Source organism: Kitasatospora sp. A2-31, assembly GCF_022288725.1.
In the GTDB taxonomy this organism is placed as follows: Bacteria; Actinomycetota; Actinomycetes; order Streptomycetales; family Streptomycetaceae; genus Kitasatospora.
The window spans coordinates 348,609-364,783 of sequence record NZ_JAKNTA010000005.1 but is presented as its reverse complement, the minus strand read 5'-3'; the positions used below and the strand labels follow the sequence as shown (position 1 = coordinate 364,783).

The following is a 16,175-nucleotide window of genomic DNA, read 5'->3' as shown; positions in this document are numbered from 1 at the left end:
CGGGAGCGGGCCCGATGAGCGCAGAGGTGCAGGTCTACCGGGACGGCGGGGTCGGGCGCATCGTGCTCGACCGGCCCAGGGCGCTCAACTCGCTGACCCACGGCATGATCACCGCCGTCCGGGAGGCGCTGGACGCCTGGGCCGCGGACGACGCGGTGGGCGCCGTCGTGCTGACCGGCGCCGGCGAGCGCGGCCTCTGCGCGGGGGCGGACATCCGCGCGATCCACGACGACGCCAAGGCCGGCGGGGCCGGTTCGCGGACGTTCTTCGCGGACGAGTACGGCCTGAACGCCCTCGTCTCCCGCTACCCCAAGCCGTACGTCGCGGTGATGGACGGCATCACCATGGGCGGCGGCGTCGGCCTCTCCGCCCACGGCTCGGTGCGGATCGTGACCGAGCGCTCCGTCGTCGCGATGCCGGAGACCCGGATCGGCCTGGTCCCCGACGTCGGCGGCAGCCGCCTGCTCGCCCAGGCCCCGGGCGAGCTGGGCACCCACCTCGGGCTCACCTCCGGGTCGATGGGGCCCGGCGACGCGCTGCTCTGCGGCTTCGCCGACCACTTCGTGCCCTCCTCCGCCGTCCCGGCCCTGCTCGCCGCGCTCGCCGCCGTCCCGGCCGGTGCGGACACCGCCGCGACCGCCGCCGCCGTCGCCGCCGTGGTCGCCGCGCACACCGGGCCGGCGCCGGCCGCCGCGCTGGCCGCGCAGCGGGAGTGGATCGACGCCTGCTACGCCGCCGACACCGTCGAGGAGATCGCCGAGCGGCTGCTCGGCAGCGGCGTCCCCGAGGCGAAGCAGGCCGCCGAGGAGCTGGCCGACCGCTCGCCGACCATGCTGAAGGTCACGCTGGCCGCCCTGCGCCGCGCCGCGGGGCAGGGCACGCTCACGGAGACCCTGGTGCAGGAGTACCGCGTCTCCTGCGCCGCGCTCGCCCACCACGACCTGGTGGAGGGCATCCGCGCGCAGGTGGTGGACAAGGACCGGAACCCGCGCTGGTCCCCCGCCGCCCTGGTGGACGTCGACGACCGGGCGGTGGCCGCCTTCTTCGAGCCGCCGGCCGGCGGCGACCTGCGGCTCGGGTGAGCCGCAGGCCCGGCCTGGTGACGACCGTCTCGCCTGGCGAGACTGGCGCTCGGGCGGTCCGTCCGCGATCGTATCCCCCGTCAGAGTGCCGCCGAGCTGCGAATGGGAGTCAACGACGATGACCGAGACCTACGAGACGATCCTGGTCGAGCGCAAGGGCCGGGTCGGGCTGATCACCCTCAACCGGCCGGAGGCGCTCAACGCGCTGAACACCCGGCTGATGAACGAGGTCGTCGCGGCCGCCACCGCCTTCGACCGCGACCCGGAGATCGGCTGTCTGGTCATCACCGGGTCGGAGAAGGCCTTCGCCGCCGGCGCCGACATCAAGGAGATGCAGGGCAACCGCTTCCCCGACGTCTACCTCGACGACTGGCTGGGCCCGTGGGACCGTCTGGGCGAGCTGCGCAAGCCGGTCGTGGCGGCGGTCGCCGGCTTCGCCCTCGGGGGCGGCTGCGAGCTCGCGATGCTCTGCGACATCCTGCTGGCCGCGGACACCGCGAAGTTCGGCCAGCCGGAGATCAAGCTCGGCGTGATCCCGGGCATCGGCGGCTCGCAGCGGCTGACCCGCGCGATCGGCAAGGCCAAGGCGATGGAGCTCTGCCTGACCGGCCGGATGATGGGCGCCGAGGAGGCGGAGCGGGCCGGCCTGGTGTCGCGGATCGTCCCGGCGGACCAGCTGCTGGCGGAGGCGCTGGCCACGGCGGAGAAGGTCGCGGAGATGTCGACGCCCGCCAGCATCATGATGAAGGAGAGCGTGAACCGGGCCTTCGAGACCACCCTCGCCGAGGGCGTCCGCTTCGAGCGGCGCCTGTTCCACGCCGCGTTCGCCACGGCGGACCAGAAGGAGGGCATGGCCGCCTTCGCCGAGAAGCGGCCGGCGAACTTCTCGCACCGCTGAGGGCCAGCCGACGGCGTTCGGCGGAGGGGTCGGCCCCCTCCGCCGAACGCCGTCAGCCCTCGCGCACCAGGGCGGTGTTGAGGCGGGCCAGGCCGCCGCGGCTGGCGGCGACCACGATCCGGTCGCCCGGAACGAGCTGCCGGGTGCGGTCGGCGTAGTTCCACTGGTACGCGCGCGGGCCGGCGGCCAGCCGGACGGCCACCACCCGGACGCCACCCGGGTCCTCCAGGTCGTGCCGGTTCATCCCGACCAGTCCGCTGCCCTCCTCCACCCGCAGCTCGGCGATGAGCAGCACGTGCCGGAACACCGAGAGCGTGCCCAGCACCTCGCGTCCCATCAGGGCCGCCGCGAACGCGGGCGCGGCGAGGTAGGACGTCGAGCGCGAGGCCGCGTTGTCCAGCGTGGCGTACACGTGACGGGCGAAGTTGTCGTCGAAGAGCCGGACCACCACGCGGACGTCGGGCCGCACCGCGCGCGCCTCCAGCGCCGCCTCCAGGTTGGTGGCGTCGTCCCCGCTGACCGCGACCACCGCGCGGCTGTGCTTCAGCCGGGCCCGGCGCAGCTGCTCCGCGAGCGGGCCGTCGTCCACCACGACCGGCACGCCGAGGGCGCGGACGGCCGAGATGCCGCGCGCCTGCGGGTCGCGCTCCAGGCCGACCACCGGCACGCCCATGCCGTGCAGCTGGGCGACGACCCGGGTGCCGACGTTGCCGAGCCCGGCCACGATGACGTGGTCGCGGGTGCCCGCACCGGGGTTGCGGGGCTGTCCCCGCCGGCCGGAGCCGAGCACCTCGACCATGATCGCGGTGGCGACGGGCACGAAGGTGATGCCGCAGAAGGTGATCACCACCTGTGCGACCCGCTGCCACAGGCCCCCGGTGCCGGTGCCCGCGGCCGCGTCGGCGGGCTGGTCGGGCTGGGCGGCGCCCGCGAGGTCGAGCAGGGAGACGTAGAGGGACCAGCCGAAGTCCCGGTTGAGGTACCAGAGCAGGCCGAAGGACATCAGCACGGCGGCCAGCGCGGTGATCAGCACCAGCCGGAGCCGGGCGCTCGTGAGGTAGCGCAGGGTGTCGAGCAGCCGCCAGCGGAGCCGGCGGGTCCAGGCGATCCGCACCCGCGGCTCGCTGGGCAGTGCCTGCAGCGCCGCCACCCCGCCGGGCGCCGCGGGTGCGGGACCGGGCGCGCCGGGCACGTCGCCGGGCGCGTCGGGCACGTCTTCGGCCGCGTCGGGCACCGCGTGCTCCGGCGTCGCGGACTCGTCCGGCGCGCCCTCGTCCCGGCTCGGCACCTCGGGAGCCTCCGCCGGGCGGCCCGCGTCGGGGGCGTCCGCGTTCCGCACCCGCCGCACCGGTCCGTCGTCGCCGAACTCGCTGGCCAGCCGGACGAACGAGGCCGAGTCGCCCTCCTGCTCCGGCAGCAGCCGGATCCGGCCGAGGTGTTGGCGGTCGATCCGGTCGGCGACGACGCAGATCCGGCTGGAGTCGATGTCGTCGTCGTAGGCGATGTACAGGAATCGGTCGCCGACCTGGACGGAGTTGGGGCGGGAGAGCGCGGCCGCGGCGAAGGCCGGCGCGGCGGTGGCCGAACCGGAGAGCGCGGCGCCGTTCCTCAGCAGACGTTCGATGTTCTCACCGAGACGCTGGTTGAACATCCGCAGCACGATGCGGATGTCGGGGTTGTGCTCCTGGGCCCTGAGCGCGGTGTGGATGTTCTCCTGGTCGGAGCCGTCGACCAGGGCGATCCCGCGCGCGGTCTCCACCCGGACCGCGCGCAGCGCCTCCTCGGTGACGCTGCTGAACTCCACCACCGCCGCGACCCCGGCCAGCTGCTCGATCTGCGGGGCGTGCTCGCGGGTCCGGTCCGGGACCAGGACCACCACCGGGACTTCGTACTGTTCGACCAGCTCCAGGGCCAGGCGGTGTGCGAGCGCGTTCCCGCCGCAGACGATGTAGTGCTGGCTGATCGGCCCAACCGGAGGGGTCCCCCACCCTGCAGAAGTCATATCGCCGGATCATATCTACGGCGAGTGATCGGCAGATGGCGTTCCGGTGGCTGGGGGGAAAGCAGTTCGCCCTCCCCGAACGGGTGCGTCCGGCGGGCGAACCGGATCACGCCCGACGATCCTGGGAGGCGCCCCCTGCCACTCCCGGCAGCAGCCCCCGGCCGGACCCCCGGGCCCGGCCGCCGTTCCTCACCCAGCCGTCAGGAGTTCGCCGCCGTGGTCTCCCCGATCATCACCCCCAACGGTTCCCCGGTCCAGGGCCCGCTCGGCATGCTCGCCAAGGCCGCCTGGCAGGTCCTGCTGATCGCCGGGCTCGCCTCGCTCGCCCTCGGGATCGTCGTGCTCGCCTGGCCGAAGCAGACGCTGCTGGTGGTCGGCGTCCTGTTCGGCGTCTACCTGCTGATCATCGGGATCGTGCAGCTCGTCGCCGCCTTCGGCACCCACGCCACCACCGCCCTGCGCGTACTCGCCTTCATCAGCGGCGCGATCTGCGTGCTGCTCGGGCTCCTCTGCTTCCGCAGCGCGGCGCAGTCGGTGCTGCTGCTGGCGATCTGGATCGGGATCGGCTGGCTCTTCCGGGGCATCACCCAGCTGGCCGCCGCGATCTCGGACGAGACGATGCCCGCGCGCGGCTGGCAGATCTTCGCCGGTGTGGCCAACACCCTGGCCGGTGTGCTGCTGATGCTCTGGCCGGCCGGCTCGATCACCGCGCTGACCGTGCTCGCCGGGTGCTGGCTGCTCGTCCTCGGCCTGATCGAGATCGTGACGGCCTTCCGGATCCGCGGCCGGGCCAAGGACATCCCGTCCGGTGTCTGAGCGCGGCGCGGCGCGATGCGGCACGACGCGGGGCGACGCCTGCCGTTACGGCCGGGGCGCGTAGCCGAGGACGTACTCCGCCGACTCCAGGGCCCCGGCGGTGAGGCGGACGTCCGTCAGCCGCTCGGCGAGGGCGAAGGCCGCCCGGGTGTGCAGACCGTTCCCCGGGCCGCCGCCCCGGTCGTCGTCGGCCGGCAGGAAGCCGCAGCCCGTCAGCAGCTCGGGGATGCCCGGCGCATCGGCGTCCGAGCCGTCCCGCTGCTCGGGGAAGAGCGGTTCGAAGTGGAGCCTGGTCCGGCCGTCCTCCCACCAGTGGAAGTGGTCGACGGCGTTGACGTTGCGGAAGTGCGAGACCAGCCGGGTGCCCTCGGCGAGGCCCGGGAGGAGGGTCCAGGTCGTGCCGAGGTAGCCGTTCACCTCGACCGCCAGCGCCCAGCCGTCGAGCCGGGTGACGGCGATGAGCAGGCGGTCCTGCTCGTCGTCGCCGAGTGTCTCGTCCTCGCCGTCCTCGAACGCGTCCCAGGCCTCCACCACCGCCTGCAGACCGGTGACCCGCCGGCCGGGGAGAGCGGCGAACCGGCCCAGCAGTTCCTCCGCGGAGAGCCCCTGGACGAGGGTCAGGCAGTACGCCTCGGCGAGCTCGGCGTAGTGCTCGCCGAACCAGGTGAAGTCGGTTGCGTGTGCGGCCATTCCGCCATGATCCCAGAGTGGTCGGACAGCCGGCCCGCCGGCCTGACGGCGGGCCGGGCCGGCGTCCGCTTTCAGCGCCAGACCGGTGCGTCCGTCCCCCAGCGGCCGGGCGGGCGGGACCAGTCGGCGGGGCCGCCCCGGTAGCCGACCGGGGGCAGGGCGTGGCGCAGCCTGCCGTACGGGGAGTCCGTCTCGACGAGCCAGGTCGCCGGGTCGTACGGCTCGTCGTCGAGCGGCGCGAGCGGCGCGATGCCGTACTGCAGCCAGGAGGCGGTGCCGGCCAGGGAGTAGCGCAGGTGGCGGCCGCCCGGGCGGCCGGTGCGCTGGTCGGTGAGCGCGCGCAGCACGCCGGCGGCGATCAGGTAGCCGGTGCCGTGGTCGAGGGCCTGGGCGGGCAGGACGCCCGGTCGGCCGTCGGCGCCGGCCTCGGTGACGGCGATGCCGACGCCGGCCTGGACCAGGCTGTCGAAGCCGCGGCGCCCGGCCCAGGGACCGGTGCGGCCCCAGGCGTCGAGCTGGGCGACGACCAGGCCGGGACGGCGCTCCAGCAGTGCCTCGGCGGCCAGGCCGTGGGCGTCCAGGGCGCCGGGGCGGTAGCCGGTGACGACGGCGTCGGCGCCGGCCAGCAGTTCCTCGAAGACCGCGCGGTCGGCCGCCTCGGCGAGGTCGAGCCGGGTGGACCGCTTGCCGAAGCCGGTGTCGGCGTGGGCGTCCTCGGCCTCGGGCAGGCGGGGCGAGTCGATTCGCAGGACGTCGGCGCCGAGCAGGGCGAGGGTGCGGGTGGCCACCGGGCCGGCGATCACCCGGGTGAGGTCGAGGACGCGCAGGCCCGCGGCGGGCAACGGGGCTTCGCCGAGCGGACGGACGGCGGCCTCGCCGACCGTCCGTGTCTCGACCAGGGGGAGCGTGGTGGGACGCGGCGGCGCGACGGCGACGGCGAGTGCGCCTGCCGCGTAGGCGCGTTCCTGGATCCACTCGGCGGGGTGCTCGCGCAACGTCCGGGCGAGCCGGTCGGGTTCGGTGTCGGCGGGCAGTCCGAGGGCGTCGAGCAGCCGGGCGCGGTGGTGCGGGTAGTTGGCGTGGGTGCGGACCCAGCCGTCGGCGGTCTGCCAGAAGCCGGAGAGCGGCGCGAAGGCGACGGGTGTGCGGCCGTCGATCTGCAGGTGCCGCTCGCTCACGAAGGCGGTGGCGACGGCGCCCTGGTCGATCGGGACGTCGGGCACCTCGCCGCCGTTGCGCAGTGCGGACAGCTCGGCGGCCGCCAGCGAGCAGGCCGCGACGGTGGCCCTGGCCAGCTGCCGCACGGGCAGCCTGGCGGGCAGGACGGCGTCGGGGCCGTGGAAGGAGACCCGCTCCAGCAACGCGGCGGGCCCGCCCAGGGCACCCCAGGCGTACGCGGTGGCGGGGTCGGCCGGGGCTCGGTCGGCCGACGCGGGGTCGGCCGGGGCGGGATCGGCGGCGGGGGGGGTCGGACGCTCTGTCATGACCGCATTCTGCGCGGGTTTCCCGGCCCTCGCCGTGACCCCCGCCACGGGCACGGGTCGTCGGGCGAACCCGCCGAACGGGCACCGCAGCTCCCGGCCGACGCGTAGGGTACGAACCGGGGCGGGGGGCCGGCACACCGGCGCGCCGGGACCCCACCGGGGAGCCGGGCGGCCCGGGCCACCCGTCCGAACCGATCAGGGGGGCCTGCGTGTCCGCGATCCACCGTCTCGACCTCGGCTACCTCGTCCGCCCCGCGTCGGAGGTGGGCGGGCCGGAGCCGCGCGTCGAACCGGTGCTGGCCTACCTGGTACGGCGTCCGGAGGGCCTGCTGCTGTTCGACACCGGGATCGGTGCGGCCGACCCGGAGACGGAGGCGCACTACCGTCCGGTCCGGCGGCCGCTCCCGGAGGCGCTGACCGCTGCGGGCGTGGCGCTCGCCGACGTCGACCTCGTGGTCAACTGCCACCTGCACTTCGACCACTGCGGCGGCAACCCGCTGCTGGCCGGCACACCGGTGCTGGTGCAGGCCGGGGAGCTGGCCACGGCCCGGGCCGGCGACTACACCGTCGACGCCCTGGTGGACTTCCCGGGTGCGGTCTACCGGGAGCTGACCGGCGAGGCGGAGGTCTGGCCCGGGGTGAGGGTGGTGCCGACGCCCGGGCACACGGACGGCCACCAGTCGCTGGTCGTGGAGCAGCCGGACGGCGGGACGGTGGTGCTGGCCGGTCAGGCGTACGACTTCGCCCACGAGTTCGGCGGGGCGGTGCTGGCCCGGCGCGCGGCCCGCGAGGGGGTCGAGCCGCCGCTCCCCGGCGTCCGGGCCTGGCTGGACCGGATCTGCGGCTTCGGGCCGCGCCGGGTGCTGTTCGCGCACGACAACGCGGTCTGGGAGCCTGCCGACCTGCTCTGACCAGGCTCCCTTGCCGTACCGGACACCCACCGGCCCCGGCCGGGCACGAGCCGCCCCGACCCGGGCCCGCCCCGACCCGGGACCGCGCCGACCCGGGCCCGCCCCGACCGGCCGCGGGTCAGAAAGTGAACCGCAGGGCCCGTACCCGGTTGTCGAAGTTGGACGGGACCAGCTCCGGCTCGCCGACCGACCGGGCCGCCGGCAGCCGGGTGAACAGCTCGCGGAACAGCACCTTCATCTCCTGCCGGGCGAGGTGGGCGCCGAGGCAGTAGTGCGGGCCGCCCCCGCCGAAGCCGAGGTGCGGGTTCGGGCTGCGGGTGATGTCGAAGGCGTCCGGATCGGCGAAGACGGCCTCGTCGCGGTTGGCGGAGGCGAAGAACAGCACCGCCTTCTCCCCCGCCGGCAGCAGCGGGCCGTCCGGACCGCCGAGGCGGTGGTCGACGGCCAGGGTGCGGCGGAACTGGATGATCGGCGTGGCGTGGCGGACGATCTCGTCCACCGCGCCGGCGAGGTGGCGTTCGGGGGCGGCGACCAGCAGCTCCCGCTGCTCGGGGTGGGTGGTGAGCAGGTGCAGACCGTGGGCGAGGGCGTTGCGGGTGGTCTCCACCCCGGCGACCAGCAGCAGGGAGAAGAACGCACCGAGCTCCCGCCCGGTCAGCCGGCGGCCGTCGACGTCGGCGGTGACCAGGGCGGAGATCAGGTCGTCGGCGGGCCGGCGGCGGCGCTCCCGACCGAGGTCGGCGACCATGCCCTGCATCCGGGCGAGCGCCCGCAGTCCGCGCCCGGGCACCCGGATCCGGCTGCGCAGCGGGCGGGCGACCCCGGTGTGCTCGGAGGCGTGGTTGACCTCGTCGAGGATGGCGCGGCGGGGTTCCCCGGGGATGCCCATCATGTTGCAGATCACCTGGAAGGGGAGCTCGGCGGCGACCGCGGTGACGAAGTCCTCGGGCCGCTCCCGCTCCACCCGGTCGACCAGTTCCCCCGCCACCCGGCGGATGTCCTCCTCGGCCCGGGCGAGCAGGCGCGGGGTGAAGGCCCGGGAGACGATCCGGCGCAGCTGGGCGTGGCGGGGGTCGTCCAGGTTGACCATCGAGTCGCCGAACAGCAGCCGGACCCAGCGGGCGGGTTCGGGGGTGGTGACCCCGGGGCCGCTGAGGAAGACGGCGGGCGTCCGGCCGGCCTCGACCACGTCGGCGTGGCGGACCAGGGCGTGGAAGCCCCTGCGCGGGCCCTTCCCGGCCCGGCCGCCGGCCGGCCCCTCGCCGAAGAAGAGCGGGCCGGGGAGGCGGCGCAGCGCCGCGAAGCCGGCGGCACGGTCGGCGGCGGGCAGCCGCCAGAAGGCGGGGTCGGCGAGGTCCGCGGGGACGCCGACGCCCGCCGGGTCGGTCACTGTCCCCATGTCGCGCCTCCGGTCGGGTCGTTGCTCTCTCAGGGTGCTCGGCTGCGCACATTAAGTGACCGATCGGTGACCGTTGTCAAACCGCACCGACCATACGACGATCGGACTTTGAGGTGGCGTCATCAGCCCGGCGGGCCGGGCGGGCCCCGCGAGCCCGGCGGGCCGGGCGGGCCGGGCGGGCCGGGCGGGCCGGGCGGGCATGCTCTCACGGGAGGGAACCGGCCAATACCGGAGGGGGCGGTACGGACCGGCGGGGCCGGATGCGACGATGAGTGTCATCGTGATGACCGACCGGATCCGCTCGCTGCGCGCCGTGGTCTTCGCCGCGCTCTGCGTGGCGCTGGCCGCCACGGCGCACGTCGCGATGGCCGGCACCGGGGTCTCCGCGCCGGTCCTGGCCGGAGCGTTCGCGGCCACCCTCGCGCCGACCTGGCTGCTGGCCGGCAGGCGACGCGGGCTCGGACTGGTCAGCGTCTGGATGGTGGGCGCGCAGACCGCGCTGCACCTGGCGTTCGAGCAGGCCGGGGCGCTCGCCGCCGGCCGGCCGGACCGGCTCGGCACGACGGACTGGGCGAGCCTGCTGCTCTGCAACCCGGATCGGGCACCCGCCGGGCTCTCGCCCGCCGACCTGGCCCGGATGGCCGGGATCGATCCGGACGTCCCGCCGGCTCCCGGGCTCCGGGCCCTGGCCGCCGGCGTCCATCACCCGGGCTCGCACGGAGGCTCCGCGACCGGAGCCACGGGGACGGCCGGCACGGTTGGCATGGGCGACATGGGCGACATGGGCGGCCCGGGTGCCGTGCCCGGCCACGGTGCGGCCGGGCACGCCATGGCCGGCCACGGCCTGTCCCCGGGGATGGTCGCGGCCCACCTGGCGGCTGCGCTGGCCTGCGCGTTGCTGCTCTGGCGCGGCGAGGCGGCCGTGGCCCGGCTGTTCGACCTGCTCGGCATGCTGGGCGGGGTGCTGGCGGGCGCGCTGCTGGCGCCGCTGCTCGCGCTGTTCGGCCGCCCGCTCGGCTTCCGGCCGCCGGCCGCGCCCCGCTCCGCCGGCCACCGGGTGCGTCCGCCCCGCTTGGTGCTGCTGACGCACGCTCTGGTCCGGCGCGGCCCGCCGGCCCTCGTCCCCGCCTGCTGACGCGCCCCCCGTCCGACGCCTGACGCCCGACGTCACCCCGACGCCCGACGTCACCCTGGCGTCCGCCACGCGGTGGGCAGGTCGCCCCGTGCCGTGGCGCCGCCGACCGGCCGCGCCGACGGGGTCCGCGTCCGTGCCCGCCGCCACCCCGCCGGGGTGCCGCGGCGCCCGGGCGCCCACCGACGCCGAGCGCGTGCCGCCCGCAGCGGCACCGCTCCCACGCCTTCCCCCTCAGGACCTTCCATGCCTGACTACGACGGCGCACCGGCTCCGGCCGGCGCCATCGTCCTACCCGTCCCGCCGGCCGTCCCCCTGCCCGGGACGGCCCGGCCCGCCGGCTCCGTCCTCGGCGGCTCCGTCCTCGCCGGCTCCGTCCTCGGCGGCTCCACCGCCCGGCACACCGTCGGCCTCGCCCAGACGGGTGAAGAGGGCCGCCGACCAGTCCGCCGACGGCCCGTCGGCCCCGGCCGCCGACACCACGCCGCGCAGCCGCTCCGCCCGCTGCAGCCACTCCCGGCAGGCCGTGCACCGGGCGACGTGCTTGTCCAGCCGCCGGCCCGGCACGCCGGTCGGCTCGCCGTCGAGGCGGGCGGAGAGGGCTGTGCGGAAGTGGGCGCATCTCATATGCCCATCGTCCCGCACGACTCCTCAGCCCCGGCGGACCGGGTGGGCGACCGCCGCGGTCGCGGGACCGGCGGCCACCGCGAGCGCGGGCAGGGAGGCCGCCGTGGATGACGAGCAGCTGACCGCCCTGGCCCTCGCCGCCCGCGCCGGCCGGCCGGCGGACGTCGAGGCCTTCGTCCGGGCCACCCAGCGGGACGTGTGGCGGTTCGTCGCCCACCTCACCGATGTGCAGTCCGCGGACGACCTCGCCCAGGAGACCTTCCTGCGCGCCCTGCGCAGCCTGCCCGGGTTCGCCGGACGTTCGTCCGCCCGGACGTGGCTGCTGTCGATCGCCCGGCGGACCGTCGTCGACCGCTACCGCACCGCCGCCGCCCGCCCGCGCTGCGCCGCCCTGCCGGACTGGCAGGAGGCCGCCGAGCGGCAGGGCCCGCCGCCGGCCTCGGGGTTCGAGGACGGGGTCGCCCTCGGCGACCTGCTCGACCGGGTGCCCGCGCAGCGCCGTGAGGCGTTCGTGCTCACCCAGGTGGTCGGACTGAGCTACGCGGAGGCGGCCGAGGTGGCCGGCTGCCCGGTCGGCACCGTCCGGTCCCGGGTCGCCCGGGCGCGTGAGGAGCTGATAGCGCGGCTCCGGGCCGCCGAGGGCGGCGACCCCGCGCCGCGCGGGCCGGCCGTCCAACTCGCCGCGGCCTGCTGACGGGAGGCCGGACGCCCGTCGGCGCCGGCGGTGCCGATGCACCACCGCCCCCGGCACGGCCGCCTGCGGTCAGGGCGCTCCGCACGACGTGCCGGGGCCGGAGGGCCCGGCGCCGCGGGGCCCTCGGCCGCGCTCCGGCCGCATCCCGGTCGTGTCCAGGTCGTGTCCAGGGCGGGAAATTCCCCCAGGTGTTCGGAACCAGCACGCCCGCGCCTCCGACTGCTGTACCGGACCCCGCCGCCGAGGCGGTGTCCGGTGCAGCACGGGGATTCGGAGGAGCGCCATGTCAGCGCAGCAGTCGCCGGCCGGCGGCGGGCCGACCGCCGGTCGGGGCCGGTCGGAGGACCGGTGGAGCCTGGTCGTCGCCGCCGGGCTGCTCTCGTTCGTCGCCATGCTCGACATGAACGTCGTCAACCTGGCCCTCACCGACATCGCCGACGGCCTGCACGTCTCCGCCACCACGGCGCAGTGGGCGGTGCTCGGCTACCAACTGCCGCTGGTCGCCCTGCTGCTGCCCGCCGGGCGCCGGCTCGACCAGGTCGGGACCAGGTCGGCGCTGCTCCTGGCGGTCAGCTGCTTCGCACTGTGCAGCGTGCTCGCCGCGGCGGCCCCGTGGGCCGGCTGGCTGATCGCCGCCCGGCTGGCGCAGGGCGCCTTCGGCGCGGTGCTGTTCGTGCTGATGCCGGTGCTGGCCGCCACCGCCGTCCGGCCCGAGCTGCGCGGACGGGCGATGAGCGTGCCCGCGACGCTCGGGCCGCTCGGCGCCGTCACCGGGCCGGTGGTCGGCGGGCTGCTGCTCGACCACGTCGGCTGGCGGGCGGTCTTCCTGGTGAAGCTGCCGGTCTGCCTGGTCGCCCTGGCGATCGCGTACCGGGCGGCGCCGCGCGACGGGGGGCTGCGGGCGCCCGCCCGGGACTCGGCTCCGGGCGGATCCCCGGGCCGGTCCCTGGGCGACGCCGCCCTGATCGGCTCCGCGGTGGCGGCCGTGCTGCTCGGGCTCACCCTCGCGCCCGGGGCGCCGGCCTGGCTGCTGCTTGCGCTGCCGGCCGCTCCGCTGGTCGTCGTCTGGTGCCGCCGCCCCGGCGGGCGGCCGGTCTCCACCGTGCTGCGCGCGTCCGGCACCGCCGCCGTCAACGGCTCGGTGCTGGCCCTGGCCGCCGGATTCGCCGCCAACCACTACCTGTTGGCCCAGCACCTGCGCCGCGACGCCGGGATCAGCGCCACCACCACCGCCCTGACCATGCTGGCCTTTCCGCTGGGCATGGTCCTGGCCGGCCGCCTCGGCGGCCGGCTGGCCGACCGTTGGGGCGCCCGGCCCACCGCGCTGACCGGTGCCTGCGTGACGGCCCTCGGGATGTTGCTCCTCGTCCCGGTCGACGCGGACTGGACGCCCGCCGACATCTCCTGGCGGCTCGCCCTCGCGGGCGCCGGAATGGGTCTCAACGGCGGGCCCGTCCAGGCCCTGGTGATGACCGCCGCCCCGCCCGGGCAGCTGGCCACGGCGGGCTCGGTCGTCCAGTTGGCCCGCAGTCTCGGGTTCGCCCTCGGCCCCGCTCTCGCCACCGCCGCGGGCGCCTTCGGCGGGGACCACGTGACGGATGTCCGGGCCGGCATCGGCCTCGCCACGCTGATGGCCGTCACGGCCGCGGCCCTGCTCCTCCTGCACCACCGAACCGAGCGGACCGACCGGACCGACCGGACCGCCCACGGCCAACGGAGCGGCCACGACGGCCGGACAGACCGGCCCCGCCCCGCCGGGGCGGCCGCACCCGCACCCGCACCCGCGGCCGCCGACCACGCCGCCGAGCCGCACGCCTGACCGTCCGCCGACCGCCGGACGACCCCCACCCGACCCCGGAGGACCTCCTCGCATGACCGACACCGTCCACGAACCGACCGCGGCCGGCCCGACGGACGACGCGCCGCGCTGCCCGTTCGGCCACGGCGAGCTCCCCGCTCCCCTGCCGCTGTCCGGGCCGGAGTACAAGCGCGACCCCTACCCGCTCTACCGGCGGATGCGCGAGGCCGGTCCGGTCCACCGGGTGCGGTTCCCGAGCGGGATCGCCGCCTGGTTGGTGACCGGTTACAAGGCCGCCCACGAGACGCTCAACGATCCCCGGCTCGGCAAGAACCACGCGCTGGGGAACGCGAACTGGCGCCGGCTGGCGTCGATCATGCCGGAGCCGCAGCACTCGCGGCTCCAGGTCCACCTGCTCCACCAGGACCCGCCGGAGCACACCCGGATGCGCCGGCTCGTCCTGGACGCCTTCACCCCGCGCCGGGCCGAGGCGCTGCGCCCGCGGATCCAGGAGCTGGCCGACGAGCTGGTCGACGCACTGCCGGGGGCCGGCGGCGCCGACCTGGTGGCCGGCTTCGCGGCGCACTTCCCGTTCCGGGTGCTGGCCGAGGCGATCGGGCTGCCACCGGAGCTGGCCGGCCGCTTCGACCGCGACTGGGGCAAGGTGGTCCAGCCGGTCGGCCCGCAGGACCCGGGCCGACCCGCCTACGAGGCCCGGCTGCGTGCTCTGGAGGACTACATCGCCGAGGTGGTGGCGCACAAGCGGGCCCACCCCGACCCCGCCGGCCCCGGCACCGACCTGCTCGGCCGGCTCGTCGCCGCCCACGACGCCGGCGAGTTGAGCGCCGAGGAGCTCGACTCCATGGTGTTCCAGCTGCTGGTGGCCGGGCAGGAGCCCGTCACCAACCAGATCACCACCATGCTGATCACGTTGCTCCGCCACCCCGACCGGCTCACCCGGCTGCGTGACGGCCTCGCCGACGACCCGGGCCTGCTCGGCCGGGCGGTGGAGGAACTGCTGCGCCACGACGCCGCGTTCGAGCTCACCACCTGGCGCTTCTTCGCCGAGGACAGCGACCTGCACGGAACGACCGTGCCCGCCGGCGACTCGGTGATCGTCTCGCTCTGCGCGGCCAACCGCGACGACGAGCAGTTCCCGGACGCGGACGTCCTCGACTTCGACCGCACCCCCAACGCGCACCTGGCCTTCGGCCACGGCATCCACTACTGCCCCGGCGCCGCGCTGGCCCGTGCCCAACTGCAGGTCGCCCTCGGCACCCTGCTCACCCGCCTGCCCGGCCTCCGGCCGTCCACCGCGGCGGGCGCGGACCTGGACTCGCTGGCCTGGGTGCCCGCCGTACTCGCCCGGGGGGTGAACAGCCTGCCGGTCGCCTACGACCAGCGCGTCTGACCCGCCGGCCCCCGCGGGTCGCCCCTCACCCCCGCGCGGCTCACCGCGCACTCGCCCGACTCCCCGGCAGCCGCCCCGGCGCACCAGCGCCGGGGCGTGGCTCCCGCCTGCCCCGAAGCCCGCCCACCGTCCCGTGGAGGACCTGCCATGCCGCCCGCCGGCACCCTCGCCACCGATTCCCCGTCCGCCTCGCAGTCCGCCTCGCAGTCCGCCGGGGCACCCGTCGCGCCGGCCGCCGGCATGCCCTCCGCGCCGGCCGCCGGCAGAGCGAACGCGGCTCCGGCCCCGGCCGAGCGCGCCGTCACCGACCCGCGGGAAGCCGCCCGGATCGCCGCCGGGATCATCGACCTCCTGCTGCCGCACCGCCGGGCCTCCGATCCGGAGCTGCCGGCCACCGCCGCCGACTTCCCCCTCCAGCTGGCGCAGTTGGCCGACTTCGTCACCGCGGGCGACCCGGTCAGCTTCACCCTGCCCGGCTTCCCCTGCAAGTCGCCCAACCCGGCCAAGGTCCTCGGCCACCTCCCCGACGAGGGCGAACGCCTCTCCCTCTCCTTCCTCAACGGGCTCTGCGAGGCGATCGGCGCGCTCTACCCACCCGGCGCGCAGATGCTGATCTGCTCCGACGGCCACGTCTTCGGCGACCTCATCCACGTCCCCGACGACCACATCGACCAGTACGCGGACGAGCTGACCGCGATGATCGAGCGGGAGGGCCTGACCCACCTCGCCACCTTCGACCTGCGGGCCGTCCTCGGCGACCTGCCCCACGACGAGAAGCGCGCCCGGGTGCACGCCCGGTACGCGCCCTCCGCCGAGGAGTTGCGCGCGCAGGTGCTGGTCGACGAGGAGACGCTGCGCCTCTACCGCGGCATCACCCGCTTCCTCACCGAGGACACCGTCGGCTTCACCGGCACCAGGTCCGCCCTCCAGCGCGAGTGCCGCCGGCGCGCCTACGCCGTGATCCAGCGCAGCCGCGCCTGGGGCGACCTCATCGCCGAACACCACCCGCGCTCCGTCCGGCTCTCCATCCACCCGCAGAAGGCGGGTGTGCTGAAGTTCGGCATCCGGCTGCTGGAGGCCGCCGACGTCTGGACGACGCCGTGGCACTCCTCGGTGCTCCACCGACCGGACGGCCGTTGCGAGTTGCTCCGCAGCGAGGACGCCGCGAAGGTCGGCCGCCTGGTCGAGCGGGACGGCCGGCCCAGCCACTACGAAACCTGCTGAGGCTCCT

General features: G+C 76.2%; 14 protein-coding genes. 9 read left to right on the top strand and 5 right to left on the bottom strand.

The window, feature by feature from the left end; all coding sequences use genetic code 11:
• Window positions 1–14 precede the first annotated feature (14 nt).
• Both MCM47_RS16445 and MCM47_RS16440 read left to right on the top strand, forming a co-directional pair.
• Window positions 15–1,082, top strand: a complete 1,068-nt coding sequence (locus tag MCM47_RS16445; RefSeq protein ID WP_238862364.1) for an enoyl-CoA hydratase/isomerase family protein — start codon at window positions 15–17, stop codon at window positions 1,080–1,082.
• Window positions 1,083–1,200: 118 nt separating this feature from the next.
• The gene (locus tag MCM47_RS16440) at window positions 1,201–1,980 is read left to right on the top strand and encodes an enoyl-CoA hydratase (RefSeq protein WP_238862363.1); all 780 of its coding nucleotides are present in this window, start codon (window positions 1,201–1,203) and stop codon (window positions 1,978–1,980) included.
• Between the two features lie 52 nt (window positions 1,981–2,032).
• Here MCM47_RS16440 and MCM47_RS16435 read toward each other — a convergent pair whose 3' ends face one another.
• Window positions 2,033–3,982 carry a potassium channel protein gene (locus MCM47_RS16435; protein ID WP_238862362.1) on the bottom strand — a complete coding sequence of 650 codons (1,950 nt, stop codon included), beginning with the start codon at window positions 3,980–3,982 and terminating at the stop codon, window positions 2,033–2,035.
• Window positions 3,983–4,198: 216 nt separating this feature from the next.
• On the opposite strand from MCM47_RS16435, the gene MCM47_RS16430 reads away from it, so the two are divergent.
• Window positions 4,199–4,798 carry an HdeD family acid-resistance protein gene (locus tag MCM47_RS16430; protein WP_238862361.1) on the top strand — a complete coding sequence of 200 codons (600 nt, stop codon included), beginning with the start codon at window positions 4,199–4,201 and terminating at the stop codon, window positions 4,796–4,798.
• Window positions 4,799–4,843: 45 nt separating this feature from the next.
• Here MCM47_RS16430 and MCM47_RS16425 read toward each other — a convergent pair whose 3' ends face one another.
• On the bottom strand, window positions 4,844–5,488 hold the full coding sequence (locus tag MCM47_RS16425; protein ID WP_238862360.1) for a DUF6461 domain-containing protein: 645 nt from the start codon (window positions 5,486–5,488) through the stop codon (window positions 4,844–4,846).
• A 71-nt stretch (window positions 5,489–5,559) separates the two neighbouring features.
• Window positions 5,560–6,972: a CoA transferase gene (locus MCM47_RS16420; protein ID WP_238862359.1), complete on the bottom strand. Its 1,413-nt coding sequence runs from the start codon at window positions 6,970–6,972 to the stop codon at window positions 5,560–5,562.
• A gap of 209 nt (window positions 6,973–7,181) precedes the next feature.
• Here MCM47_RS16420 and MCM47_RS16415 point away from each other — a divergent pair, with 209 nt between their 5' ends.
• Window positions 7,182–7,883 (top strand): N-acyl homoserine lactonase family protein, encoded by a 702-nt coding sequence (locus MCM47_RS16415; RefSeq protein ID WP_238862358.1) that lies wholly within the window; start codon window positions 7,182–7,184, stop codon window positions 7,881–7,883.
• 118 nt (window positions 7,884–8,001) lie between these two features.
• On the opposite strand, the gene MCM47_RS16410 is transcribed toward MCM47_RS16415, so the two are convergent.
• Window positions 8,002–9,282, bottom strand: a complete 1,281-nt coding sequence (locus MCM47_RS16410; RefSeq protein ID WP_238862357.1) for a cytochrome P450 — start codon at window positions 9,280–9,282, stop codon at window positions 8,002–8,004.
• A gap of 268 nt (window positions 9,283–9,550) precedes the next feature.
• Between MCM47_RS16410 and MCM47_RS16405 the strand changes: the two genes are divergently transcribed.
• Window positions 9,551–10,417 (top strand): hypothetical protein, encoded by an 867-nt coding sequence (locus MCM47_RS16405; protein ID WP_238862356.1) that lies wholly within the window; start codon window positions 9,551–9,553, stop codon window positions 10,415–10,417.
• Between the two features lie 288 nt (window positions 10,418–10,705).
• On the opposite strand, the gene MCM47_RS16400 is transcribed toward MCM47_RS16405, so the two are convergent.
• Window positions 10,706–11,041: a zf-HC2 domain-containing protein gene (locus tag MCM47_RS16400; RefSeq protein WP_238862355.1), complete on the bottom strand. Its 336-nt coding sequence runs from the start codon at window positions 11,039–11,041 to the stop codon at window positions 10,706–10,708.
• A gap of 103 nt (window positions 11,042–11,144) precedes the next feature.
• On the opposite strand from MCM47_RS16400, the gene MCM47_RS16395 reads away from it, so the two are divergent.
• The 4 genes from MCM47_RS16395 to MCM47_RS16380 all read left to right on the top strand — a co-directional run bounded on the left by MCM47_RS16395 (window position 11,145) and on the right by MCM47_RS16380 (window position 16,168).
• A complete protein-coding gene (locus MCM47_RS16395; RefSeq protein ID WP_238862354.1) occupies window positions 11,145–11,735 on the top strand; it encodes a sigma-70 family RNA polymerase sigma factor in 591 nt (196 codons plus the stop codon).
• A 283-nt stretch (window positions 11,736–12,018) separates the two neighbouring features.
• Window positions 12,019–13,554, top strand: coding sequence for an MFS transporter (locus MCM47_RS16390; protein ID WP_238862353.1), 1,536 nt, complete (start codon window positions 12,019–12,021; stop codon window positions 13,552–13,554).
• A 52-nt stretch (window positions 13,555–13,606) separates the two neighbouring features.
• Window positions 13,607–14,944: a cytochrome P450 gene (locus MCM47_RS16385; protein WP_238862352.1), complete on the top strand. Its 1,338-nt coding sequence runs from the start codon at window positions 13,607–13,609 to the stop codon at window positions 14,942–14,944.
• 147 nt (window positions 14,945–15,091) lie between these two features.
• Window positions 15,092–16,168, top strand: coding sequence for an L-tyrosine/L-tryptophan isonitrile synthase family protein (locus MCM47_RS16380; RefSeq protein WP_238862351.1), 1,077 nt, complete (start codon window positions 15,092–15,094; stop codon window positions 16,166–16,168).
• Window positions 16,169–16,175: the final 7 nt, after the last annotated feature.

Excerpts from the sequence above, each read along its gene's own strand:
- MCM47_RS16445 (WP_238862364.1), top strand. The coding sequence starts at position 15 with ATGAGCGCAGAGGTGCAGGTCTACCGGGACGGCGGGGTCGGGCGCATC.
- MCM47_RS16440 (WP_238862363.1), top strand. The coding sequence starts at position 1,201 with ATGACCGAGACCTACGAGACGATCCTGGTCGAGCGCAAGGGCCGGGTC.
- MCM47_RS16435 (WP_238862362.1), bottom strand. The coding sequence starts at position 3,982 with ATGACTTCTGCAGGGTGGGGGACCCCTCCGGTTGGGCCGATCAGCCAG.
- MCM47_RS16425 (WP_238862360.1), bottom strand. The coding sequence starts at position 5,488 with ATGGCCGCACACGCAACCGACTTCACCTGGTTCGGCGAGCACTACGCC.
- MCM47_RS16420 (WP_238862359.1), bottom strand. The coding sequence starts at position 6,972 with ATGACAGAGCGTCCGACCCCCCCCGCCGCCGATCCCGCCCCGGCCGAC.
- MCM47_RS16410 (WP_238862357.1), bottom strand. The coding sequence starts at position 9,282 with ATGGGGACAGTGACCGACCCGGCGGGCGTCGGCGTCCCCGCGGACCTC.
- MCM47_RS16405 (WP_238862356.1), top strand. The coding sequence starts at position 9,551 with ATGAGTGTCATCGTGATGACCGACCGGATCCGCTCGCTGCGCGCCGTG.
- MCM47_RS16400 (WP_238862355.1), bottom strand. The coding sequence starts at position 11,041 with ATGAGATGCGCCCACTTCCGCACAGCCCTCTCCGCCCGCCTCGACGGC.
- MCM47_RS16390 (WP_238862353.1), top strand. The coding sequence starts at position 12,019 with ATGTCAGCGCAGCAGTCGCCGGCCGGCGGCGGGCCGACCGCCGGTCGG.
- MCM47_RS16385 (WP_238862352.1), top strand. The coding sequence starts at position 13,607 with ATGACCGACACCGTCCACGAACCGACCGCGGCCGGCCCGACGGACGAC.
- MCM47_RS16380 (WP_238862351.1), top strand. The coding sequence starts at position 15,092 with ATGCCGCCCGCCGGCACCCTCGCCACCGATTCCCCGTCCGCCTCGCAG.